This is a genomic window from Paenibacillus sp. FSL R7-0048, from assembly GCF_038004505.1.
GTDB classification, from domain to species: Bacteria; Bacillota; Bacilli; order Paenibacillales; family Paenibacillaceae; genus Paenibacillus_AQ; species Paenibacillus_AQ odorifer.
Window position 1 is genome coordinate 6,094,708 of record NZ_JBBORF010000001.1, and the last position, 23,996, is coordinate 6,118,703.

Here is a 23,996-nt window from a genome sequence, read left to right on the forward strand (position 1 = left end):
CGGATTATGAGGGGAAGACAATGAAAGTAACCATTTCTGATATTGCCAAAGCAGCCAATGTGGCTAAATCTACCGTATCCAAAGTATTAAACGATTCCCCCAAAATATCACAGGAAACGAAACACAAAGTTCGCGAAATTATGAAGCAGATGAACTATACACCAAGTAGTATCGCTACCGGATTAGCCAGACAAAGCAGCTGTAATATTGGTCTCCTGGTCGATATGTCCAAGGAAAGTGAATTTCTAAACCAGTTTTTCTACAACATCATCGGTGGAATAGAAAGTGTAATTGCGCCTTTAAAATACGAGCTGACTATTTCCAATGTACAGCATAGTAGTCCGGAAGGACATTTTCTAAATAGACTTGTATTCAGCAAACGTGTCGACGGAATCATAGCGAATAACTCCGTACTCACGGAAGAGCTTTGCGAAGAACTGAACCGCTTGGAGTTTCCCTACATCTCCATCGGCGAAATTATGACTCCCGGAAGCTGGGTTGATTTCGATAATGAAGCAGGCGGCAGCATGCTGACCTCACATTTAATAAAGCAGGGGTACTCCAAAATAGCCTTCATAGGCGGGCAGCAGCAGGAAAAGATTTATACCCATCGTCTGAGTGGATATTTGCAAGCATTGCAGCAAGCAGATCTTACCGATCAGCAGCAATGGATTATCAATTGTAAGGCTGATGAACATGAGAGCTATCATGCTGCACTTGAGCTTCTACAGAGCGAAGATCGACCAGACTCCGTAGTATGCATGAACAGCTATGTTGCCTTCGGGGTGCTTCAAGCTGCAAAATCACTGGATATTCATGTTCCCTCACAGCTCGGCATTGCCGCATTTGATGAATATCCTCTGTCCCGTTACACTACGCCTCCTCTAACCTCGCTAAATATCGACACCTTCCAGCTGGGGGTATCTTCAGGCGAGCTGCTGATGCAACGCATTCGTAACAACAACATACCCTCTAGGCATTTGCTTCTCGAGCCAGAACTCATTCCTCGTGAGTCAACTATGAGATCCCAGTTCCCGGCGGGAACGTAGTGAAGAGGCGGGAAGCTTGGTTACTCTGACTGCTGATTTAGCTTGATTGAGCTTGTATAGCTGACTGAACATTATTGCGCTGAGTGCTGTTTCGGCTTGATTATCTGGAGTAACTAACTGAGCTTGATTGAGCTTGTGTAGCTGACTGAACTTTATTGCGCTGCGTGCTGATTCGGCTTGATTATCTGTTGTAACTGCTTTAGCTTGATCGAATTTGAGTAGCTAAAATGGCTACATCGGATTTAATTGCATTTTGTGCAATAGAAATCCTTATAAGATGGGTAACATTCGATTTAATTGCACTTTGTGCAATCAAAACTCGTGAAATCGGTAAAAAACAGCCTTTTTCCTGAATTCTACTGCACAAAATGCAGTTAAATCTTTCTTCCAGCTTCAAACAGAAAGTCTAATTGTACTTTCTGCAATTAAAAAGCTTCATACTGCTTACCAAGGAGCGGCCCCATACGGGAGCCGCTCCTTGGTGTGTTTAAGCTGTAGATATTATGAAGCTTATAGATCCTTCCAGCGCTGAACCGTCAGATTTACGGTTTGTGCACCGCCTGATGGCGTAAGGGTTCGATTGGAAAGATCCGATCCATTCGAATTCACCTCCACATTAGTCCAAGCGCCTCGTGTAACTTTGTATTGAATTGCTGTTCCCGCCGGTAGACTTAGTGTGATGGAGTAAATACCGTCACTACCCTTCGTCAGTTGGTAGTTCGGATCTGCCGCATTCCAGCTATTAAAGGAACCGGAGAGATAAACGGGACCACTCACAGGAGTAGACGCAGGAACAGTTACTCGGAATGTAACACTATCTGCTTGTGGCTCTCCTGCGGTGATGTTGCCATTCACCATACTCCAGGTGCCCGCAGCAAAATGATAGTTATTGCCTCCATTGTTATCCCATGTGCCACTGCCATTATTAAAGGCTGCGGTCAGCCCAGCTGCCGTGTCCAACTGAATCGTAACCGCCTTATATCCTGTAAAAGCAGAAGCTTGAAGCTGCTCGCCTGGAGACGTCGTCCAGACCGTTGAACCATCGAGCTTATAATGGATATAAGAGCTGCTATAAGCCGCATTCTTATAATAGATCGTTGCCGTGCTGCCGACAGGTGTTGCCGTTGGTGTTGGTGTTGGCGTTACGGTTGGTGTCGGTGTCGGCGTTACCGTCGGAGTTGGTGTCGGCGTTACCGTTGGCGTCGGTGTTGGCGTTACGGTTGGTGTCGGTGTCGGCGTTACCGTCGGAGTTGGCGTTGGTGTTACCGTCGGTGTCGGTGTCGGCGTTACCGTTGGTGTCGGCGTCACGGGTCCACCCGATTGAATATTGCCAGTTGGTGTATAGGTCCAGGTGCCGGTACTAAATAAATAGTTGCTGCCCCCATTACTGTCCCAAGTGCCGCTGCCATTGTTAAAGCAAGCTTCAAGCTGGCTGGCTGAGCCGATATTAATCGTTATTTTGTTGTAGCCTGCTACATCAGAGACAGGTATCGCCACACCCGGTGATGTCGTCCAAGTTCCGCCTGCAGGGCGATAATGAATATAAGGCGAGGCATAGCCCTGCTTATAGTAAATAGTGACACTGTTCCCCGCTGGTGTTGTCACTGAAGCAATCGCGCTAAGGAGGGATAGATTGCCTGCTGCATCCATTGCTTTTACCGTATAGTCATACGTAGTACTGGCAGATAATCCGTTATCTGTATATGAAGTAGTTGCGGATGTACCCACTTTTACGCCGTTGCGATAAATTTCATATCCGGTCACACCTACATTGTCGGTGGAAGCGGTCCAGCTTACTAAAGCACTGGATGCATTTTGAACGGTTGCGGTCACGTTAGTGGGTACAGTTGGAGCAACTGTATCTGTAGGAAGCTGTTGTTTGGCATAGATTTTGGCTGCATTTGCACCCACGGTTACAGTGATCTGCTTGCCAGTTGCTCCACCCGATTGTACGGTTACCGTATCCGAAGTGTTCAACTGGTTATAAAGAACCGTCCCGACTGCCAAGCTGCTCTCTGCACGCAGTGGAATGGTAACGGTCTGCGAGCCGCTGGATTTATTACTGAATACGGAGATAACTTCCTGCCCCAGATTAGTTCCAGTGTCAATACGACGTGAAAAAGCATATAAGTTCTGTGCAGACCACATTTCACGTTGAGTGCCTGTACGGAGTGCCGGATTATTTTTCCGAATCTCATTAAGTTTGGCTACGTGCTTGTAGGTGCTGGCATTCTCATTAAAATAATTCTCTATTACATTGCCGTTTGCATCCCGTTTCACCATTGACCAGCGGTTCCAGGTATCGGCGATGCCTCCCGTCATAATCTGCCCATTACCATTGCCTTTGTTCTGTTCCGTACCTTGGAAGACAACGGGTGTTCCACGCACTGTAAAAATAAAACTCAAAGCGTTCTGCAGCTTATCTACGCTTCCTCCAGCTTCTGTGAGAAAACGATTGCGGTCATGATTGTCGATAAAGGTAACCATGTGATTTGCATTTCCGTTATAGTAGGAATCCTGTGCCAAGGTGCTTTTAATATTGGAGTCAAAAGACTGCCCATATGCGAAGCTATTTAGAACGGAGAAGAACATTGGGAAATCAAGCATGCCCCACTCCTTGTTGTTGCCGACCCAGCGCGAGACAAATTCAGCATTACCGTCAAAATTCTCGCCAAAGGTATTAACCCCCAGATAATTTTGCAATTCACCAATATCAGTCGGCTTCATCAGCTTGGCTGCGTCTACACGCGCACCATCTGCCCCTGTATAGTCAAACCAGCCTTTAATCGAATCAAATATGGCCTTTTTAGCAGCAGGGACATCGAAGTCAATGTCATCCAGTCCGCCTAGATCATGATTTTCTAAGTAATCCTGTGCCCATTGATCATATCTTCCGTCTGCCAAAGACCAGTTGATATCTCCGTTATGGTGATACCAAGCCGGGTTATTGAAAGGAGCTGCTGGCTGCAGACTAGGGATATCATAGTAGGCTTGGGTACCCAGCATATAATCCCCGATATGGTTTGGCACAACGTCTATAACCACCTTGATGCCAACCGCATGTGCGGAATCCACTAACTCCTTCAGCTTCTCCTTTGTACCAAAGTAGGGATTGGCTGCGTTAGGGTCCTTAACGTTGTACCCGTGATACGCCGTGTTTTTACCACTGCCATTGTTCTCCCGATTCGTCATTTGCGGCTCCGCCACTGGGGAAATCCAGATCGCGGTGTAGCCCATATTTTTAATATAAGATAGCTTGTCGATCACTCCTTGCCAATCTCCGCCTTTCATATAACGGAAATCTTCTTCAGAGTTCTCGCCATAGCGAATTGCCGCTCCCGTAGCATTGTTGGAAGAGTCCCCGTCATTAAACCGGTCAACCATAATCTGATAAATGGTATCATTCTCGTTAATCGTACCGATGCTAGCCGCATCTGCCTGTTGTGGCGCTAAGACGAATAAATTAATCACAGTAGAAAGAAGAATAGATGTAATCAGAACGGGCACGTACCATAACTTACGTTTCATCGCGCGCATCTCCCTCTCTTATTAAAGCGTATTCATAACACACTAAAACCTACTTCTTGGATTAAAAACGACCTTTCCAGCGATGTTTTTGGCATAGAAACAAACGAATTTTAGGGAAACCGGTTTCCCTACTAAAAATTACCATGACACAAGACGCATTGTCAAGCCTTAAAATTGAAATGCACAACAAAAAAAGAGCTCCTATTTAGGAAGCTCTTGGGGTTGAATATTTACTGTTTGAGTTCAGCGTCCCGCCGTCTGAATAAACTGCAAGACCTCATTCATAATTCGGTCCTTCTCTTCACAATGGCACACCATATGACCACTGTTGTCGACCATCAGCACCTGTTTTTGGGTCGCCTTGATCATATGATGTCGTAGGTAATCGGCGCTTCTAGTCTTCACTAGATGATCTCTTTTTCCTTGCACGATCAGGGTTGGAGTCTCAATATGCGGATAGACAGAAAAGCTCTCACGAACCAATCGCTGGAACTCTCGAGTTGCTTTTGGAGGCGTTGAACTGAATTTACTAATATAAGTTTTTAGCATGGAAAAGCTCCCAAGGGTCTTAATAATTTCTACAGGATTCAGCGGAAACACAGGGGTAGACAACAAAGTGAGAGATTTAATCCAAGGTTTATAGCGCACGGAAAGATGTGAAGCAATAAGAGCACCGGTTGAAAAACCGATCAGATGAACGCCGTCATTTGTCTTTAACAGCTCTGTTAATTCATCCTCAGCACTTTGCTGCCAGTCATGTCGATCCGAATGCAGTAGATCATTCCTGCTGCCCCCGTGCCCCTTCAGGGTAAATGTTCTGGAACGATAATTATGCTGCTCCATAAACTGGGACAAGGGAGAGATTTCATGCTCACCTCCGGTAAAGCCATGAATAAATAAACAACTTTCCATAATTGTCCCTCTTTTCACATTCCATACTGAATTCCAACTTTATTGTATAATGCCAATCCCCTTTATTTTCTATTCATTCCAACCTTCTATGTAAAACCTTAACCAAATGATGTCAAGGTTTACCACCGTTATAGGTTCAAAAAAAAATATAAACTCTATTGCTCCCACCAAAGAAGACCAAGTGCAGAAGTAATCGTTAAGCCTACAGCCGAGCTAGATGAAGTTACGTTAGCACAAATAGCAGTCCCCGGCGGAACGATGATGCTGCCCGTAAAGTTCTGTGAGAAAGCGCCTGGAGCTAATTGATAATTGTAAAGCGTCGTCCCCCCGCTAATTGCCGCTGTTGAAGATTGAACGGTCATCGCACTTGTAGCCGCGCTTCCGAGATTATTATTGGTTGGTGTCAAGGTTGCAGGAGAGGTTAACGTCCCTCCTTTTACAATTGTAAAGCTTCCAGACATAGCCGATAGCAGAGAAGATCCGCCGATACTGCCGCTAATACGAGAGATATATACGGTTTTCCCGCTACCAGCAGCATTACTAATCCGAATAGAAGTAATTGCAGAAATAAGACTAAGTACGACCAAACTAGACGCGGATGTGTTGGTAGAATACAAGACCGCAGCCTTCGAAGCACTTATTTCAGGTGGCGCGCTGATATCCGGAGATTGGAAGGTATTGACCATATCCACAAAAAGAGGTTGATCATTGTCGTTAAACACATATTGATTAGGCATGATTATCCCCTCCCATTTCTAATATTCCCACCAACTAATAGATGTTGTCGCTGCTGAAGTTCCCGATGCAATCGTGATGGACGTGGTTATAGAATTTCCGGGAGGAACAACGATTTGTCCAGTAAAATCAACAATGACGGGCCCCGCTGCCAGTAATAAAGATACTAGAGTGGCCGGACCTCCCGTAGGGGCAGCAGTCGAGGTTCTGGCCGTCATCACACTGGTTAACGCACTTCCAAAATTAAAATTTATCGGTGTAACGGTAGTCCCGGTGACCGTAGCGTTCCGAAGCAGAGATAAAGTAACAGCAGCTGTTGCCGAGCTAGCTGCAACACGGGATACATACAATGTACGTCCGCTGCCTGCCGGATTACTAATCTGAACAACTAACGGTGCAGCAGTCGTTACCGTAGAAGTAAAAGGGATTCCAAACAATAGCCCCGCCTTAGCCGCTCCTCCCTCCGGAGCTGAATCTATACCAGGTGCAACATACGTGTTGACTTGTTCTGTAAAGAGTGGCTGGCTACTCTGATTAAAGACTGAATCGTTTGGCATGCGCTATCCTCCCCGTACTTGAGCTTATCTTATTTTATGCCGCTCTAAGTAACAGGTTGTTTGGGAATGTGCGTATTTTTGCTTTCACAGCCCAATCACCTCTTATTTTTCACCATATATTATTATCACCATTCGAATGGCTAAGGATTGTCCCTAACGGTTCGCGGCTTATTGAACTGCGGTTTATTGATGCTCAGGGCTCAAACGACGGTTAGGGTCCTTTTATGGACAGGGTTCCAGAAAACCCGTAGGAGGTGAATGAAATCCATAACGGTCTGGAACTAAAAAAGCGCAGCAAAATAAAACACTCAAAAAAACAGGGGAATTGTTCTAGAAATCCGCAATCATTTCCACCTCCAAAGGGTCGAAGAAACCGCCGTAAGGTGACGATCAGTCCTTTATTTTCTGAGCATCAATTTATCGGATTCCCCGTGTTCAGCTCCATTTCACCTCTGCCTTGGCAAAAAAGCGGAACTAAAACGATGATCTCTTACGCAGTTATGAACCAAGGAGACCACCCTGTTAGCGTCCGCTTGGAGATTAGTCCGAACAGTTTTGATTCTTTTATAGATTCAGAAGAGATCGTGGCTGCAAAAGAAATGAAGGTGCTAGTGCCAAGCAGATTTTTAAAGTGGACTCGGATATCCGCCTCCACGCAACAGTCAACGGGTTTAGGCAAAATTGATGTATACGTCCAAGCCCAGTCTATAGGTATGAGTTAACAATTTTATAAGAGAGGGACGAGGAACTTTGCCTAACTACAGCTCTTTTCAAGCTAATCCCGATAATCTACGAACGCTTATTTTTGGCCGGGATGCCTCGCTGATTGATCATCCGCTCACTACAGATCCAGGCGGAAATCTAACGACAATTATCCTAGATGGTACGATTTCCAATATACTCGGAGCTACCATCACTGCGGGTACGTTGTCCTCCGCAGGTACGGTTACCAACATTCTTAACGGGACCATTACTAGCGTACTCGGAGCTACCATCACTGCGGGTACTTTGTCCTCCGCAGGTACGGTTACCAACATTCTTAACGGGACGATCACTAGCGTACTCGGAGCTACCATCACAGCTGGTACTTTGTCTTCCGCAGGTACCATTACTAACATTCTCGAAGGTACCATTACTAACGTGCTCGGGGCTACCATCACTGCGGGGACTTTGTCCTCCGCAGGTACGGTTACCAACATTCTTAACGGGACTATTACTAGCGTACTTGGAGCTACCATCACTGCGGGTACTTTGTCTTCCGCAGGTACCATTACTAACATTCTCGAAGGCACGATTACTAGCGTGCTCGGAGCTACGATTACGGCTGGTACCATTACTAGTGTACTAGGCGCAACTATTACCGCGGGGACTTTGTCCTCAGCAGGTACGGTCACCAATATCCTTAACGGGACCATTACTAGTGTGCTAGGAGCTACGATCACAGCTGGTACCCTATCCTCAGCAGGTACCATTACCAACATTCTCGAAGGCACGATTACTAACGTACTTGGAGCTACGATCACTGCGGGTACTTTGTCCTCAGCAGGTACAGTAACCAATCTCTTAAACGGGACCATTACCAGCGTACTTGGAGCTACGATCACTGCGGGTACTTTGTCCTCAGCAGGTACAGTAACCAATCTCTTAAACGGGACCATTACCAGCGTACTTGGAGCTACTATCACAGCCGGTACTCTGTCCTCAGCAGGTACGGTCACCAACCTCTTAAACGGGACCATTACCAGCGTGCTCGGAGCTACGATCACTGCGGGTACTCTGTCCTCCGCAGGTACGGTCACCAACCTCCTAAACGGGACCATTACCAGCGTACTTGGAGCCACGATCACTGCGGGTACTCTGTCCTCAGCAGGTACGGTCACCAATCTCTTAAACGGGACCATTACCAGCGTGCTCGGAGCCACCATTACGGCTGGTACGCTCAGTAGTGTGACCTCTATTTCACAACGCAGCTTTATCGAACAGACAACGACGGGTATTGCAACTGCTAATGCCTATACTCCACTGCCAGCAGTGACTACGAGCGTATTGGGGACCTATTCCTTTTTCATCAATAACACTGGAGCTAACCCGGTCAATACACGAGTAGAAATCAGTGCTGACGGAACGAACTATTTCGTCGATACCACAGGAGATAATCCTTTAGCAGCAGGTTCTATCGATGTCATAGTTCCAGCCAGATTCCTGAAATATACACGCTTATCCTATCAATCAACGAATGCAGGGGCCGCCTCAACAATCAATGTAAGTTTCAACGCACAGGGAACGTAATGCAGATGCCCATCATATGTTGTAACGAAAGAGTGCATGGATATCCATGTGCTTTTTCTTTTGATAGCAAAAGCTGATTTCTACTTCTACATATGTAACAAGGAGGAAACAACGTGAACAATATTACGCTTGGCGTCCACCTCATCGTTAACAATGAAGCTGATCTTCTGCCCCACTGTCTCACAAGCGTAGCAGGTGTTGACGAGATTGTGGTCATAGATACAGGCTCTACTGACGAATCCATAGCTATTTCCCAAGCGCACGGGGCTAGAGTATTCCAACGGGAATGGACAGAAAACTTTGCTGCAGCACGTAACGAAGGTCTCGATCAGGCGGATACCGATTGGATTCTAGTCCTTGATGCCGATGAACGCCTGCAAACTCCACTTCCGGAACTCCGCAGCCTCCTGCAAAACACGCAAGCTCAGGCTTTTACAGTACACATTGATAATTGGCTTGGCGTTCAGCCTGAGGATAAGGTAAAGCACAGTGCGATTCGTTTATTCCGAAATGGACAGGGTTATCGATATAGCGGAAGAATTCATGAAGGAATTGACGCTGCAATTCTTAAATCACATAACATCTCGGCGATTGTGCATAGTGATATTGAGATTGAACACTTCGGATATTTGCCGGAAATCATGGCACGAAAAAATAAAATCAAACGCAATGAGCAGCTGCTGCGACTCGCTTTAGCCGAACAACCGGAAGATCCTTTTCACTCGTATAATTTAGCAGTCACCTGCTGTCAGAACGGTCGTCTTCAGGAAGCAGAGGCATTACTTCGCCAGACCCTTCACCATGTGCCACTTGAAGCTTCTTACCGTCCTACGATGATTAGAGATCTCTGTAAAATTTATCTGACTCAAGGAAAAACCAATATCATAGATCCCTTGCTGTTGCCTGAATTGGAGCGTTATGAGGATTACCCTGACCTGCATTTTTTATTAGGCCAATCTTTGGAGAGTCAAGGCTTGTTAGAACGTGCTTTTCAAGCTTATCAGCGTGCAGCATCCATTTCTGGAGATCAGGTTAGTCAAAAATATGTATCTGAGCAAGGGATGAACACCTTCCGCCCACTTTATCGACTAGGCTTAATCTCAGAGCGGCTTGAGCTTCAGGAGGACGCTGCGAGATTCTACCACCGTGCGCTTCAACACCACTCTTTATATAGGCCTGCCTTGCAGGGAATAGCTTCTGCTTTTCAACGCTTAGCTGTACCCGACGAGGAGATTGCCAGCTTGCTGATACAACTCGTCCCCCCAACTAATGCTGCCCAACGAGCTGCAATCATTGACAGCTTATTTGAGATAAATGCTAATGAGACCATCACTAACTTATCCCGAGACACTTTTCCCTTGGAATTAGATACGGCAAATTGGATGATCTCTTCACTCCTGATCACCGGCAAGCTAGAGGACGCCTATGCAACCATAAGACAAATGACCTCCTTAGCTACGCAAGATAACCATGATTTAGAATATCTGAAAAAGTGGGCTACCCTCTGGGCTATTTGCTCTTGGGCGCTTTTTGGAGAATTCCACAATGACCTGCTAACCTATGCACCAGACGAACTCCGTTTCGGACTGCAATACATTCAGAAGTGCCACCAGCAACAAAAGGTAGATCCCGCTGAAGCAGAGGTAGATTCATTAACATTACATTCCTCATTCATTTCAGATTTGATCGAACAATCAGTAAAACTACACCAGCCCGCGTTAAGCGAAGCTTTGATAAAGCTGTTCCCTACCTTTCGGTCTGAATTAGCCGCAGCATTATATAAAGAAGGGAATAGGAATGCAGCCGGTGAGCATTTTATCAGGTTAGTTAGCGATCAAGCGGCTGATGCGAAGGTTCTTTTTTATATAGGTGAGATGGTCTTTGACAAGGGGCATTACACGGAATCCAGTGAATGGTTTCAACAAGCGCTGGAGCAGATGCCTGAGCATGAGGCTGCCCGAGTGGGTTTAGCACTCTGTTCCCTTCAGCAAGCGAAGCATAGCATGGAGGAGGCACTAAACAGCTTGGATGCAGCTAACGTTCATGGTCCACTGCAAACGGATATTGGTGCCATCCATAAATCCATCTTTTTACTAAATCGTACACCGTGGCACACACAGTGGAGCTTCCGCCAGAGTGAGGGGAGGACAGCCAAATGAGCATGCCAAGCCAAAAACCTCTGATTTCTCTATGCATGATCGTTAAGAACGAAGGAGATAACCTAAGCCAATGTTTAAAAAGTGTACGTGGTGTCGCCGATGAGATCATAGTAGTCGACACCGGCTCTACCGACTCCACGCTACAAATTGCTCTAAGCTTTGGAGCTAAAGTTGTTCACCATCCTTGGAATGGCGATTTTGCCGCTGCCCGCAACGCGGGTCTTCAGCAAGCCCACGGACAATGGATTCTCATTCTGGATGGAGACGAGGAACTGGATGCGAAAAGTAAGGGGGAGCTGTTGCTGTGTGCGGAGCATTTGGAGTATGAAGCTTTTTTTGTGCGCATTCATAATCATAAAGGTTTAACCGCAGCTTCACAGACCATTACTGTTAATCCGATTATCCGGCTATTCCGTAACCGCCCGCAGTACCGTTTCAGCGGCATCATCCACGAACAGATTGCAGAAACGATCGTAAAAGCTACACCCAAAGCAGCAATGCATTTAAGCACCATAATCATCCATCATTACGGTTATGCAGACGGCGTAGTAGCTAAAAAAGATAAGATCAAACGAAATGTAGAGCTGCTCAAGGAACAGCTAAAGTTAAATCCCAATGACCCCTTCCACCATTTCAATATGGCTGTTGAATATATGCGGCTTAGTGAATATCAACCGGCTCTAGAGCATATCAAAAGATCACTTAACGAAGCTCCACCCGACACAAGTTACGTTCATCTGCTGCACAAATATCAAATCCGCTGCCTGGCAGAATTAAAAGATTTCAACGCGGCGCTGGAAGCTTGCGACTCAGGGATAACCTTACATCCGGATTATCCTGACTTGGCTCATATCAAAGGTGTGCTGCTGTTTCAAATGGGGGCCCTAGCTGAGGCCAAAACAGCATTGCTGCAAGCCTTAGTCATTGGAGAAGCTCCTTCCGGTTACCATACCGAGTCCGGATTCGGATCTTATTTGACATTTTATTTGCTGGGACAGTTATGCGAAGAAATAGGCGATGAGACCGAAGCCTGTGCCTGTTATACCAAAGCTGCTCAGCTTCATCCCGAGCCAACGCCCATCATAACCCGACTGATCCGAGCCTTAAAATGTGCTGAGCGCGAAAATGAAATTTCGGGCTGGCTTCACGCTCATCTACCCGAATACACAGCTGTTAAAAGCGGACTTCTCTTAGATTTAATGCGGATTGAGGGATGTGAAGAGGCAGCAAAACAGCTGATGAAGACCACAGGGCAGTCCTCATCTAATGACTCGTTATTCAACCCAGCCTATCACCCAGGGCGTTCGGAGCTTTTGTTGGCGGATCGTCTGCTTGCCTCCCTCACTTCTTCAACCCCCTATTCTCCAACGGCTAAAAGAGTGCGACTCGCACTTCCACTGCCCAGAGTTTCAGATTAGGAAGGACGTATTCCTATGACCACACCGGATATCACACTTTGCATGATTATTAAGAACGAGGCAAACCATCTGGAGAAATGCTTATCCTCTGTGCGCGGGCTAGTGTCTGAGATTATCATTGCGGATACAGGCTCAGAGGATAACAGTAAAGAAATCGCTCAGAGGTTCGGTGCAAAGATTATCGACATTCCTTGGGAAAATGATTTTGCCAAAGCGCGGAATATAAGCCTAGAGTATGCAACTTCCGCTTGGGTTCTGGTACTGGATGCTGATGAGGCTGTGGATCATTGGAGTGAGGAGCTGCTCCAGCCCTTGCTTGGTGCCGAGTATATTCATGGGTATTGGCTGCCCATTATCCACTATGTCGGTGAAATACCTGAAGCGGATTTTGTTACAGATCATGTCTGTCGATTATTCAAAAATGATAAAAGAATTATTTTTCGCGGAAGTATTCATGAGGAGATTGCCAGCAGCATTTGGGAGCTTCCAGCGGGGGAGATCGCTTATGCAGATTTGCGTATTTTCCACTACGGATATTTAGAAGATGAACTGCTGCGTAAAAATAAATATAACCGCAATTTAGCACTCATCAACAGGGATCTGCGGCTTCAACCGAACCATCTTTTTCTTCGTTACGCGTTAGGGGCAGAGTATTATCAGCAGGGTCAATATAAAGAAGCGGCAGAGATCCTCCTTCCGCTGCTCACCGATGTTCCAGCCCCTTCCGGTTATGTCTCAGATATTTACCTTAAGACGGCGTACGCCTTACAACTATGTGACCGAAAGCAGGAAGCCGAGGAAGTTTTTCGTACGGGGAGCGGTCTTTTTCCTGATTTCACGGATTTATTAGAAAGCTATGCCCTCCTATTACTGGAACAAGGGAAGCTCAGCTCAGCCAAGCACTTCTTGGAGAACGCACTTCAGAGCGGGAATACAGCACATAAATACCCTTCTTCCTCAGGCAGTGGAACGTATCGGACAGAACTACTAGCCGGAAGAGTCTGTGAGAAGTTATACCAATATCCGGATGCGTGGAGACATTACGAGGCTGCTATACAACATAAGCCTGATTATAGCGAAGCGTGGAAAGAACTCGTCCCACTAAGCCTTCTATCTGGAGAGAAGGCACAACTACGAGCATTGACCCACAACTATCTTCACTCTTTATCTCCTGATACTTTGAGTTATCTTCTGCCCGCAGCGCTCAATGCCCGCGATCCGGAATGGCAAGCTGAGCTTTCTACAGCCAGCCAGTTACCCTCATCTGTTCAGGCTGCATTGCAGGCGATTCTGGAAATAAACAATCAACCGGAACATTTTCAGACACTCGCACCGCTTGAACAGCTGCTTCATGATCCTTCCCATCTTTCCAACCGATCCTTTGTACTTGGCTACCTGTGGGCTTTCTCTTGCCGTATTGGAGATACTGAGTCTGCCATGCGCTGGCTTGTCTGTCTATTGCCTTACAGACCGGGGATTTTATCGATCCATCATATTTTAGCGGGGAATTATAGACTTAAAGCTGATCTTTCGGATCTCAACTATGCAGCACAATTGCTGCTTCAGACTGGTGCTTGGAATAGTTTATTGACACTTTATCGCCATTCGGAAGGATCTTCCTTACAATGGTCCAGTCTGCCGCAGCCCTTACTCTACGGATTACTCGAAGCCCCTACCTCCATAAAAAAACAATGGTGCTCTATTTATGTCAGCAAGCACCCTCAATATCATACGCCTGCGGACTGTACCGAGTGGCATTTATACGCTGCGATATCCTACTCCTGCGGAGAGATGCCCATCCTTCATGTAGAGGATGAAGCCGCTTTGCGTAGAGTCGGGGGGGCTACCGCAGCCGTGAGCCTCGCTTATTACAAGCTGCAGCTCGCAGCAGAAGTATATCCGCAAGGGATACCATCAGCTCATATCCCTTCTGCGCTGCTTCTGAGATCTGCCAGCCGGACTTAGCCGGTTGGCAGATCAGATGCGGATTTCAAAGCTCCTCTTGCCATTCCACCAGATGGGGCTGCTCATCAAGGATAGATTCGTACTGCTCCAGACTACCCCAGCGCCCCTCTGGATCAAGCTCCAGGTAACGCGAGTATTTTCGCCGAAGCTCCTCAGGGGATATCGCCCAACCATAATGTTTCACACGCAGCTCGGTAAGAAACCCCGGCAATACCGAATAAGAGAGCGGAAGTCTTGGCACATGATGATCCATTTTCGGAAAAAAATAATGAAAGTTCGGCAAATACCGGACTAGTGTACGGGTATGCTTCGTGTGGATATTCCAATGCTCATCTTCACGGTAATGTGTGGTGCCACCCCAAAAATCAAATAATCGGAAGGATACCCAGTCATACACATCCTGATCGATGAGTCGCCTCATCTCCCGTTTAGCAGACTCTTCATAGAACTCATCGGCATCCACAGACAGCAGCCAATCCGGATTCGTAGATACCGCCAGCTCCCACAATGTTTGCCGTAGCTCCCATTCACGGTTAAACAAAGAGCTTTGCAGGGTTACGAGCTTTTTAACTTTGGCAAAAGAGAGACATAACTGAGCCGTATGATCTGTACTTCCATCATCCACGATCACAATATCATCCACGAACTCACTTAATTCCTCCAGCACCTGCTCTAAATACCTTCCGGCTTCGTTCCTAACCTGCATAATAGCGGTCAGACGGTTGCCTGATGTTTTGCGGAGTGGCCCTCTATGACTACTCATCCTCCACTCTCCTTCTCAATCGTCTTACAGCCTCTTCGAGATCTGCCATCTCTGACAAAAGTGGCCATGCCTGATTGTCTTGCCCTCCTGCATTTAAAAAGCTGCGAATGGCCTCGTGCCGCCTGCCATACAGCAAGTGTATGGTGCCTTCCATGGCTTCATCCACATTTTCTTCCTGCTCATGTTGCAGCACTATTGCCTTTTCCCATTGAAAAGTCCGAACATAATTTTGCACCAGCAACGCTTTTGCCTCGGGAGAAGTTAGCGGACTTAAAATTCTTACCGCCGCTGCCTCATCCTCATTCCGGTGGAACAACTCCGCACGAACCAGTTCATCCTGCCCGGAATGGAGCCAGCCCTCCATCCTTTCTACTGCTTGCTTCTCCTCTGCGGTAAATGCTGTAATCGCAAATTGGCGGACCGCCGTTTCCAGATTCCCTGTCTTGGCTTCTATTGCAGAAAAAAACCGGAAGTGTGAAATAAGGCAATCCAAATATTCATACAGCACCATTAACTCAAAGGATTGCGCCAGATATCGATTCGCTGTGGAGTCCCCAAGCAAATACAAATAAGATGCTGCCAAATAATGTACAACAGGCTGGCTGGGCAGCTTGGCGCACATCGAAGTATAATAATCCGCCCTAAGCTGGAGTTGAATCCTAAACCAGTCCTTAGCAAGGAGGGGATCCTCCTGCCATAAGCTCCCAATCGCCTTACTCCATAACACTTCATAATCTGTCAGAAAATAAATCCGCTCGCGCTGACATACAACTCCATACGATTCCTGCTGATCCCCGTCGAGATAAATAACATTCTCCCTGCACAAGCTCTGCTCCAGATAGATCCGTTCTGATCGGGTTCCTACTAGATCGGCCTTTGCTCCAAGCAAGCCGCTGTATTTATCCCATAAGACCTTATTTTCTTCTTCCGGACAGCGCTCTAACAAAGCCACTATATATCCCGCTTGCAAAGAAAGAACCTCTGGTAGCCAATAGGGAGAAGAGACCAGAAGTGTGTACTCCCTCGCCTTGAGAGTATGAATATCCGCGATCATTACCGGCTTGATCTGGCTGTTAGTCTGCTGTTCAAGAGTCATTCTTCCGGCAAAACAGACCTCTTCCCGCTCGGGCAGAAGATCCAACAGTCTTTTATATTCGTATTCCTCCCAGGAGCCTCTGCTCAGAATTAAATATTTCATGACTGCGCCTCCTTGCCCTTGCTGCTATCTGCCTTCTTCCCCTGCGGTTCGGACAAATCCCCTACATAACCTATAGTTAGTGAAGCTTCAGGGTGAAGCTGCAATTGGTGCGAAGTAGACGCCTTACAAGTAATCACTCCAGGCACATTCCCGCCTTTATGAGCAACTCGCTCTAACGGAAAAACGATTCCCGAAGGGTCTCCCTTAAGTAAATGCCCCACCTCTTCGTCCATATCGGTAGATAAACTAACGATCAGATCCGCGGAACCTTGGGTGATCGCCTTCACTACCCGTTCAACGTAATATTTCTCATATCTGATAGAGTCTGATAAATACACAGTTATCTCACACTCAAATAATGCAGATGCATTCCTCAAAGCCCGCAGCCAAGCCTCTTGACCACGAACTGTAATCACTACATCCTGTTCATTTACTGGCAAGCCGGGAGCTGTGTTCATCCAGCTGTCCTTGATCCAGATCCAGCGAATATTCTTGTAGCTCTGCTGCTCCTGTGTAGCTGCCCATTCCTGCGGAAGATGGTCCCCATTCCCATCCTCTTCACAATAAACAATCGCCGTCACTAATGGCGTTGTCAAGGATGCCTTACCGAGTGGAATAACAGGTTGTGTTGATTGTAAGAATCCATTCTGCGGTACAAGATGTTCTTCGGCTTCTAAGACATCTTCCAGCGCCCATTTTGTACTGTACGACTGCCAGCCATCCGCAAGTGTTGGTCCGTTCAGCCTTCTCTGGCCCCTATCAAGTGAATGTATAGCATGAACATACACAGCATCACTTAGCGCCAGCTTGGCTCCAGACTGCCGCGCTCGAAGACACCAATCGGCAATCATAAAAGGCCGCGCTTGAAGCGAGGTGTCCAACCCTCCAATACGCTGAAGCAGCTCTTTAGAGAACAGGAGACAAGAACCCGTTAGTACATCCATCTCTCGCCATTCTCCTTGATGCCGGCCAAGACTGTAGCTTACATGAGCAGCAAACTCATCATAGGTGCCGAAGTGAAGACGTTTCTTCCCTTCCCCTCTTTCGGTTGAAGAGCGAGGGGCCACCACCTTAACTACAGCGTCATCAAAAGGAACCCACAATAGCTCACTTAGCCAGCCAGGTGATACCATGATCGAATCTTCAAGCAAAACCGCGAAACTGGTTTCGATCTGTGCCAAAGCCTGGTTAGGCATGTACTCCTCCTTTTCATAAGGAAGAAAGAGAATCGGCTGCTCCGGTGAGAACTGTCCCGCTAAAGTTTCCATAGGAAAATCAGGAGTCATCGCCACAGCAATAATGCGCACAGACTCTCCAGAATGGAGCAGCAGCAAGGGTAAGCAAGCTGCGGCACATTCCAGGCGGCTTAGCTCAACTACAAGGGTAAGCCCATCTTTACTCGGCAGTGGAAGTAGTCCCGTGCGCTCCAAGAACCCATACCTTCCCGCCAAGCGTTCCACATTCAGAGATTCTTGCGACATTAGGATTCACGCTCCATTTATTAAAGCTGTTCTACCTATAGTCTATGAGCACTGAAGCATGATATCCCCTTAATTTCCTCCGCCCGCGCCTTTGTCTTCTTCCGTATGCTCTGCACCCGTACTCGCGGGATCGGTTGCCGCTGGAGACGAGCTGTTATCTTTCTGACTGTTGCTGGAGGTATCCTTGCCCTGATCCACTACTCCACTCTTATCCCCGCCTACAGCTGGAGCAGGAATGGCAATTCCCGGAGCACTGCTGCCGTTAGCCCCCACAGGTTGACCTTGATTATCGTAATAATACATAGGTACATCTCCAACAACCATCAGATAAGACACAGGAATTTCTGTATCCACTACCTGCGGCTCCATATCAAAAGGAATGACGACTGCAACCTCTGTCACAATATGAATGTATACCTCGACCAGAATCATATTGATCCCAGCGTTTTGCTGGCGGGTGCTGAGTTCAACCTTAACCGCACCTTGTGGTTCAATCTTGATCGGAATATCGGGTCCATAAGAAGCAATAAGGGGACTGCCCAGCGCTTGCCCCAGCGGAATATATTCTGTTCGATTATGCAATTCCTGCAGCGTAGACTGAATGACCTGTGCCGCTTGCGAAGTAATACGCATATGCTCCGCGTAGTTGAGCATGAACCCTGATATTTTCCCGTTCTTATCCGTCTTCCAATCAATTAGCTCTTCCGCATTCCCTCCATTCGCAACCTGAGAGGTAATCGCCTTATTAATCGATTCCGTAGCGATTTGCTTCACACGTATTTGTGCTAAATGCAGGATGGGCGGCTTCATATGCAGCTCCACATAGCGCAAGGATTGCAGCACCAGCACAAGTATTACTAAGGAGGCTATCAGCCAAAATTTGCGTCGGCTTCTTGGCTTATGTGTTCTTCCGCCTGCAACCGTTACCTTACTCTCTGGCCGGCTGGATAACCTAAAGCGGCCTTTGCTACGTTTGGCTTCAAAGCGCGTACGCTGCGGCCTAACCGCTGCCCGGCTGGGTTTTGACTTGAATGCAGAGCTTCTCGCTGAGAATCTCCGATTCGTGTCCCCATTTATTTTTGGCAGCCGAAAATGGCCTAGATCAGGTATTCTCAGCCTTCGGTTCCCCCATTTTTTCAATCTGCCCATTGCAATAGTCCCTCCCGCCTTACGCAGAGGTCAAGCCACCTCCACTTAATTTAAGGTATTCGCTAAGAGGACAAAAAAGAAGAACGTTCCCTCCGGCAAACTGCGCCTGAAGTAACGTTCTTCATCCTTTAGATCATGAACTGGGAAGATGATATTAGTGCATTCTGCTCCGCTTATCCTCCTGCAAATGGTCCCAATGACGCCGAATAAAGATGCCAATGAGAATAGCTATAAACACCGCATACCAGGTAAGATAACCATTCCATTCTTCACGCGGAACAATTAAGGTGGATCCGATCGTACCGAATAACCATATATAAGACAAATTACCAAGTACGGTTCCCCATATAAAAGATGAGGCTTTAATCGGTGAAACAGCAGACATGAAATTGATTACATTATTCGGAATAATCGGGATCGTACGCAATAGCACCAGTGTCCAAATCCCATATCGATCCAAGTAACGTTGCCATTTATCATAGCGCTTCAGTTTGCTTCTCCATTTTCGGTCAAACCAGTTATACAGATATCGCCGAATGAGAAAATACATCAGTATTCCGCCCAGATTGCAGGCCAGCCAACTGATCAGCATACCTCCAATTACGTTAAAAACAGAGACATGCAGCACGATCAAAATTACGAATGGAAAAAATCCTAATATACTCTGCAAAAGTGCGAGCGGGATGGTCACGAATAAAATAGATGGCCCGCTAAGGCCCAGCGTTTGCAGCAGCCAATCAATCCAGGTATTTATGGTCTCTGTCATGAAGCAGTCTCCTCTCTTGACTCCTTGCAGCAGCTGCCTCCTGATTTACTTTGACAAAGCATAAGTCTAAGTGTGTAAACTAGGTATCCATTCTTATTGAAATATAAGCAGGGTACACTAAGAGCTTGTAATACTTTGCTTATATTCCCAAGAAAAACACCCCTTACGGGGTGTTTTATTGAATGAGCTTGCTTATGAAGTGTAATGTGTAAAGAACAGTAGTTAGCGTACAAGTTACATTTTTGTTTCCATTTATTCTTCACATCATAACACAGTTTTTAATCTACTTACAATTCTATACCTGCAACCCAAGCATTCACTTTATCCGGATTGCTCTCCACCCAAGTTTTAGCGGCTTCTTCTGGTGACTTGCCACCCTGAACCTCAATCATTACTTTGGCCATATCTTCTGCTGTCCATTCGAATTGATCCAGGAATTTGTAGACATTCGGCATGTCATCTTTCAGACCTTGGCGAACCATCGTGTGGATCTGTTCATCCGCACCGTAAACCCCTTTTGGATCTTCCAGATATTTCAGATCCATATTGGCGAACATCCAGTGTGGTGTCCAACCTGTAACAACGATTGGCTCGTTATTGTCATAAGCCTTTTGCAGTTCCTGAGCCATCGCTGCGGATGAGCTTTCAAGAAGTGTGTAATCGCTAAGATCATATTCTGCGATAGCCTTTTCTGTGGTTGTCATAATGCCGGCACCTGGCTCAATGCCGATAATGCGATTGTTCAGCTTTGCTGCCATATCACTGTTCTTCAAGTCTTCAATAGAGTTAATATCCATATAGGCCGGAACAGCCAAGCCAACCTTAGTTCCGTTTAGATTTGCACCCAAATCTTCAATTTTTGCACCGTACTTCTCTAAATAAGCCGCATGGGTGCTTGGCAGCCAAGCTGCAACCATTCCATCCGCACTACCGTCTGCAACCCCAGCCCACATTGGACCAGCATCTACCTGCAGCATTTCAACGGTAGCTCCAAGCTTAGTTTCAAGTACTTCCTTTACTACATAAGTACTCGCAATTTCCGAATCCCATGCTACATATGCTAATTTTACCTTCTCTTTACTTGATGAAGAACATCCAGCAATAACAGCAATCATCATAATAACTAACAGGAATACCCCTATATTTTTCTTCTTCATTTATTTAAAACTCCTATCTTTGTTTTGGTTTTAGTGCGTTCTGTGTCAAACGGTCCAGCAGAATGGCGATAATAACGATCGCAATCCCTGCTTCGAATCCGTCTCCTGTCTTAGCCTGTGATACCGCACGGTATACATAGGCACCCACGCCCTGTGCACCAATCATCGATGAGATAACAACCATTGACAGTGACAACATAATGGTCTGGTTCACACCTGCCATAATTGTTGGTAAAGCGATTGGAAGCTGCAATTTAACCAATTTCTGAGTAGGTGTCGATCCGAAAGCATCTGCTGCCTCCACCAGTTCCTCCGAAACCTGACGAATTCCGAGATTGGTCAAGCGAATCGTTGGCGGAATTGCAAAAATAATCGAAGCAATAACCCCTGGAACTACGCCCAGTGAGAAAAAGGATACCGCTGGCAATAAATATACAAAAGCCGGCATCGTCTGCATAAAGTCCAAAATAGGCGTAACTATATTTCTAACGGTATTTCTCTGCGCACATAAAATACCAATCGGCACACCAATTACTACAGCCAATATCGAGGCGGTTAGAACAAGGGCCAAGGACTGCATAGAAGGTCCCCATAATCCAAGATTATCGATCAGAAGCAACCCAATGACCGCAAATAGTGCCATGCGCCATTTACCGATCCAATAAGACAAAGCTGCAATAAGCACGATAAGTACTAATGCTGGCAGGAAGGTAAGTGCATTTTCAATGCCAGCCACCATACCACCGATAATCGAATGGATGAAGTCAAACAGGGGCCCACAATAAGTCGTCAGCCAATTTTCCAACCACTCGAGTGCCTTTCCCAAAGGCAGTTTAGGAATGTCCATTATAATCCTCCTTCCGGTACCGCGTTGCCGGCGAGTGCGGAAAGAACGGCTCCTTTAATCACAATACCCTTCAATTTATCCGCTTCATCTACGACGGCTACAGGCAAATGTGTCTCAGATATTAATTCAAAGAAATCATTGAGTAGCGTTTCCGGTTGTACACGTGGGATTTCTCTCCGCGTTACTTCCAGAATAGATTTATTATCATTCAGTGCCTTAAGGGCATCCTCAGCTGTAATAACACCCAGAAGCTTATTTTCCTTGTCCACTACATACAGACTGAATATACCACTGTCACGCATTAATTGAAGCGCTACCCGAGGCCCGCGTTCAGGTCTGACTGTTTCCGGCTGACGCATTACATGAGCTGCAGTCAATACCTTAGACAAGTCCACATCCTCCACGAATCGCTCTACATATTTATTGGCAGGTTGGATGAGGATTTCTTCCGGTGTACCAATTTGCACAATGACTCCGTCCTTCATCAGTGCGATCCGATCTCCAATCCGCAAAGCTTCGTCTAGATCATGAGTGATAAACACGATGGTCTTCTTCACTCTGGCCTGTAATTCCAGCAGCTCTTGCTGCATGTCTTTACGAATAAGCGGATCCAGTGCACTAAATGCCTCATCCATAAGCAGGATATCCGGGTCGTTGGCAAGGCCCCGTGCCAGTCCAACACGCTGCTGCATCCCTCCACTGAGTTGATCAGGACGATGATTCTCCCAACCTTTCAGACCTACCAGATGCAAGGCTTCCGTTGCCAGTTCAGTTCTTTTCTTTTTATCTACGCCCTGAACTTCAAGCCCGTATGCTGCATTCTCCAGTACGCTTCGATGTGGAAATAATGCGAACTTCTGAAACACCATGCCGATGTTCTTCCGTCTGAATTGGCGCAGCTGCTCCGGATTCATTTTCACAACATCTTTCCCTTTAAAAAGAACTTGCCCCCCTGTAGGCTCAATCAAGCGGTTCAACAAACGAACCAGCGTCGACTTACCGCTGCCGGACAAACCCATAATGACGAATATTTCTCCTTCTTCAATGCTGAATTCGGCTTTGTTGACTCCGACTGTCAACTTCAATTCCTGAGCAATTTTTTCCTTCGACATCCCTTGCTCTAATAAAGGAATCGCGCGTCCCGCATCATGACCGAATACTTTGGTTAGTTGTTTCACCTCTATAATAGCCATGCCGTCCTCCTTCTCCCGAAATGTTATCCGGGTTTAGTTCACTTATAGTAGTTTACCGGACTATTGAAAATTCATGCAAACACCATATACGGATAAAAATTAGTGTACAGTTTTAACTTTACGAACTTTATGTATGGAATACTCTGTTTTACGCCAAATTCCTTTATTCATGAATTCTTTACTTATGGAGGGGGATTTGATTACAATACATTGTATAAGGTTGCAGTCTATCGACCTATTCCTCAGGAGGGACATCATGAACGATTTAGAAGGGCTTACGCCCGAACAAATAGAGAAGATTAGTAAAGCCCGTGAACGTGTGATCGATTCTATCGGCAAAAACATGGATCTGTATGGCATTACCTTGTCTATTGGACATTTATACGGTTATATGTACTTCAATCAAGGTCCAGTGACACTGGATGAGCTCAGCAAAACAATGGGAATGAGTAAAACGTCCATGAGTACGGGAGTCCGTACCCTTCTAGATCTGAAAATGATCGACAAAGTATGGGGGAGAGGGACGCGCAAAGACTTGTTCACCACTGTGCCTGACTGGCATCAGAACTTCAGTGATTACTTCTCTATTAAATGGAGAAAAGCCGTCGAAGGTAATATGATCTCACTAGCGAAATCACTTGCAGAAATTAACGATATGAAAAAAGAGTATAGTCACGATAGTAAACTTATGCAGCTCTTAAATACAGATGAAGAAAAAATAACTGAATCCATTAACTACTACCGCTGGTTGCTGAAACTAATAGAATCTTTTGAGAGTGGCAAAATTTTTGAATTTATCCCTAAAGAAACTTAAATCCAACCCACAAAAA

At 46.3% G+C, this 23,996-nt stretch carries 19 protein-coding genes; 7 read left to right on the forward strand and 12 right to left on the reverse strand.

Annotated features, from left to right (window positions below; translation table 11 throughout):
• Window positions 1-20 precede the first annotated feature (20 nt).
• Window positions 21-1,049 (forward strand): LacI family DNA-binding transcriptional regulator, encoded by a 1,029-nt coding sequence (locus NSQ91_RS27000; RefSeq protein ID WP_076304913.1) that lies wholly within the window; start codon window positions 21-23, stop codon window positions 1,047-1,049.
• Between the two features lie 510 nt (window positions 1,050-1,559).
• On the opposite strand, the gene NSQ91_RS27005 is transcribed toward NSQ91_RS27000, so the two are convergent.
• From NSQ91_RS27005 to NSQ91_RS27020, 4 genes are all read right to left on the reverse strand, one after another.
• The gene (locus NSQ91_RS27005) at window positions 1,560-4,577 is read right to left on the reverse strand and encodes a carbohydrate binding domain-containing protein (protein ID WP_340011278.1); all 3,018 of its coding nucleotides are present in this window, start codon (window positions 4,575-4,577) and stop codon (window positions 1,560-1,562) included.
• Between the two features lie 243 nt (window positions 4,578-4,820).
• On the reverse strand, window positions 4,821-5,489 hold the full coding sequence (locus NSQ91_RS27010) for an alpha/beta hydrolase (RefSeq protein WP_036685332.1): 669 nt from the start codon (window positions 5,487-5,489) through the stop codon (window positions 4,821-4,823).
• A gap of 155 nt (window positions 5,490-5,644) precedes the next feature.
• Window positions 5,645-6,226 carry a hypothetical protein gene (locus NSQ91_RS27015; RefSeq protein WP_036685335.1) on the reverse strand — a complete coding sequence of 194 codons (582 nt, stop codon included), beginning with the start codon at window positions 6,224-6,226 and terminating at the stop codon, window positions 5,645-5,647.
• Between the two features lie 18 nt (window positions 6,227-6,244).
• Entirely contained in the window at window positions 6,245-6,781 is a 537-nt protein-coding gene (locus NSQ91_RS27020; protein ID WP_076128012.1) for a hypothetical protein, read from the reverse strand.
• Between the two features lie 383 nt (window positions 6,782-7,164).
• On the opposite strand from NSQ91_RS27020, the gene NSQ91_RS27025 reads away from it, so the two are divergent.
• The 5 genes from NSQ91_RS27025 (at window position 7,165) to NSQ91_RS27045 (ending at window position 14,612) form a co-directional block, all read left to right on the forward strand.
• Window positions 7,165-7,503, forward strand: coding sequence for a DUF6385 domain-containing protein (locus tag NSQ91_RS27025; protein WP_076281945.1), 339 nt, complete (start codon window positions 7,165-7,167; stop codon window positions 7,501-7,503).
• Window positions 7,504-7,531: 28 nt separating this feature from the next.
• The gene (locus tag NSQ91_RS27030) at window positions 7,532-9,070 is read left to right on the forward strand and encodes a DUF6385 domain-containing protein (protein WP_340920666.1); all 1,539 of its coding nucleotides are present in this window, start codon (window positions 7,532-7,534) and stop codon (window positions 9,068-9,070) included.
• Between the two features lie 113 nt (window positions 9,071-9,183).
• Window positions 9,184-11,229, forward strand: a complete 2,046-nt coding sequence (locus NSQ91_RS27035) for a glycosyltransferase (protein ID WP_340920670.1) — start codon at window positions 9,184-9,186, stop codon at window positions 11,227-11,229.
• A complete protein-coding gene (locus tag NSQ91_RS27040; protein WP_312151366.1) occupies window positions 11,226-12,647 on the forward strand; it encodes a tetratricopeptide repeat-containing glycosyltransferase family 2 protein in 1,422 nt (473 codons plus the stop codon). The genes NSQ91_RS27035 and NSQ91_RS27040 overlap by 4 nt, the downstream gene beginning before the upstream one ends.
• A gap of 15 nt (window positions 12,648-12,662) precedes the next feature.
• Window positions 12,663-14,612 (forward strand): tetratricopeptide repeat-containing glycosyltransferase family 2 protein, encoded by a 1,950-nt coding sequence (locus NSQ91_RS27045; RefSeq protein WP_340920675.1) that lies wholly within the window; start codon window positions 12,663-12,665, stop codon window positions 14,610-14,612.
• A gap of 25 nt (window positions 14,613-14,637) precedes the next feature.
• Here NSQ91_RS27045 and NSQ91_RS27050 read toward each other — a convergent pair whose 3' ends face one another.
• From NSQ91_RS27050 to NSQ91_RS27085, 8 genes are all read right to left on the reverse strand, one after another.
• Window positions 14,638-15,375: a glycosyltransferase gene (locus NSQ91_RS27050; RefSeq protein ID WP_076193397.1), complete on the reverse strand. Its 738-nt coding sequence runs from the start codon at window positions 15,373-15,375 to the stop codon at window positions 14,638-14,640.
• Window positions 15,368-16,573: a hypothetical protein gene (locus NSQ91_RS27055; RefSeq protein ID WP_340920679.1), complete on the reverse strand. Its 1,206-nt coding sequence runs from the start codon at window positions 16,571-16,573 to the stop codon at window positions 15,368-15,370. The genes NSQ91_RS27050 and NSQ91_RS27055 overlap by 8 nt, the downstream gene beginning before the upstream one ends.
• Complete coding sequence (locus NSQ91_RS27060; protein WP_340920684.1) at window positions 16,570-18,054, reverse strand: hypothetical protein; 1,485 nt, start codon at window positions 18,052-18,054, stop codon at window positions 16,570-16,572. The genes NSQ91_RS27055 and NSQ91_RS27060 overlap by 4 nt, the downstream gene beginning before the upstream one ends.
• Before the next feature lie 69 nt (window positions 18,055-18,123).
• Window positions 18,124-19,203 (reverse strand): sporulation protein YunB, encoded by a 1,080-nt coding sequence (gene yunB / locus NSQ91_RS27065; RefSeq protein ID WP_076099391.1) that lies wholly within the window; start codon window positions 19,201-19,203, stop codon window positions 18,124-18,126.
• Window positions 19,204-19,357: 154 nt separating this feature from the next.
• The gene (locus tag NSQ91_RS27070) at window positions 19,358-19,969 is read right to left on the reverse strand and encodes a TVP38/TMEM64 family protein (protein WP_076099392.1); all 612 of its coding nucleotides are present in this window, start codon (window positions 19,967-19,969) and stop codon (window positions 19,358-19,360) included.
• A gap of 287 nt (window positions 19,970-20,256) precedes the next feature.
• Window positions 20,257-21,126 carry a glycine betaine ABC transporter substrate-binding protein gene (locus NSQ91_RS27075; RefSeq protein ID WP_038573223.1) on the reverse strand — a complete coding sequence of 290 codons (870 nt, stop codon included), beginning with the start codon at window positions 21,124-21,126 and terminating at the stop codon, window positions 20,257-20,259.
• A gap of 13 nt (window positions 21,127-21,139) precedes the next feature.
• Window positions 21,140-21,973: an ABC transporter permease gene (locus tag NSQ91_RS27080; protein WP_076099393.1), complete on the reverse strand. Its 834-nt coding sequence runs from the start codon at window positions 21,971-21,973 to the stop codon at window positions 21,140-21,142.
• A complete protein-coding gene (locus tag NSQ91_RS27085; RefSeq protein ID WP_036685362.1) occupies window positions 21,973-23,166 on the reverse strand; it encodes a quaternary amine ABC transporter ATP-binding protein in 1,194 nt (397 codons plus the stop codon). The genes NSQ91_RS27080 and NSQ91_RS27085 overlap by 1 nt, the downstream gene beginning before the upstream one ends.
• A gap of 256 nt (window positions 23,167-23,422) precedes the next feature.
• On the opposite strand from NSQ91_RS27085, the gene NSQ91_RS27090 reads away from it, so the two are divergent.
• Window positions 23,423-23,980: a GbsR/MarR family transcriptional regulator gene (locus NSQ91_RS27090; RefSeq protein WP_340920691.1), complete on the forward strand. Its 558-nt coding sequence runs from the start codon at window positions 23,423-23,425 to the stop codon at window positions 23,978-23,980.
• Window positions 23,981-23,996: the final 16 nt, after the last annotated feature.

Coding starts and splice junctions, on each gene's coding strand:
- NSQ91_RS27080 (WP_076099393.1), bottom strand. CDS start 21,973: ATGGACATTCCTAAACTGCCTTTGGGAAAGGCACTCGAGTGGTTGGAA.
- NSQ91_RS27070 (WP_076099392.1), bottom strand. CDS start 19,969: ATGACAGAGACCATAAATACCTGGATTGATTGGCTGCTGCAAACGCTG.
- NSQ91_RS27015 (WP_036685335.1), bottom strand. CDS start 6,226: ATGCCTAATCAATATGTGTTTAACGACAATGATCAACCTCTTTTTGTG.
- NSQ91_RS27045 (WP_340920675.1), top strand. CDS start 12,663: ATGACCACACCGGATATCACACTTTGCATGATTATTAAGAACGAGGCA.
- NSQ91_RS27005 (WP_340011278.1), bottom strand. CDS start 4,577: ATGAAACGTAAGTTATGGTACGTGCCCGTTCTGATTACATCTATTCTT.
- NSQ91_RS27055 (WP_340920679.1), bottom strand. CDS start 16,573: ATGAAATATTTAATTCTGAGCAGAGGCTCCTGGGAGGAATACGAATAT.
- NSQ91_RS27010 (WP_036685332.1), bottom strand. CDS start 5,489: ATGGAAAGTTGTTTATTTATTCATGGCTTTACCGGAGGTGAGCATGAA.
- NSQ91_RS27000 (WP_076304913.1), top strand. CDS start 21: ATGAAAGTAACCATTTCTGATATTGCCAAAGCAGCCAATGTGGCTAAA.
- NSQ91_RS27050 (WP_076193397.1), bottom strand. CDS start 15,375: ATGAGTAGTCATAGAGGGCCACTCCGCAAAACATCAGGCAACCGTCTG.
- NSQ91_RS27060 (WP_340920684.1), bottom strand. CDS start 18,054: ATGTCGCAAGAATCTCTGAATGTGGAACGCTTGGCGGGAAGGTATGGG.
- NSQ91_RS27085 (WP_036685362.1), bottom strand. CDS start 23,166: ATGGCTATTATAGAGGTGAAACAACTAACCAAAGTATTCGGTCATGAT.
- yunB (WP_076099391.1), bottom strand. CDS start 19,203: ATGGGCAGATTGAAAAAATGGGGGAACCGAAGGCTGAGAATACCTGAT.
- NSQ91_RS27040 (WP_312151366.1), top strand. CDS start 11,226: ATGAGCATGCCAAGCCAAAAACCTCTGATTTCTCTATGCATGATCGTT.
- NSQ91_RS27020 (WP_076128012.1), bottom strand. CDS start 6,781: ATGCCAAACGATTCAGTCTTTAATCAGAGTAGCCAGCCACTCTTTACA.
- NSQ91_RS27075 (WP_038573223.1), bottom strand. CDS start 21,126: ATGAAGAAGAAAAATATAGGGGTATTCCTGTTAGTTATTATGATGATT.
- NSQ91_RS27090 (WP_340920691.1), top strand. CDS start 23,423: ATGAACGATTTAGAAGGGCTTACGCCCGAACAAATAGAGAAGATTAGT.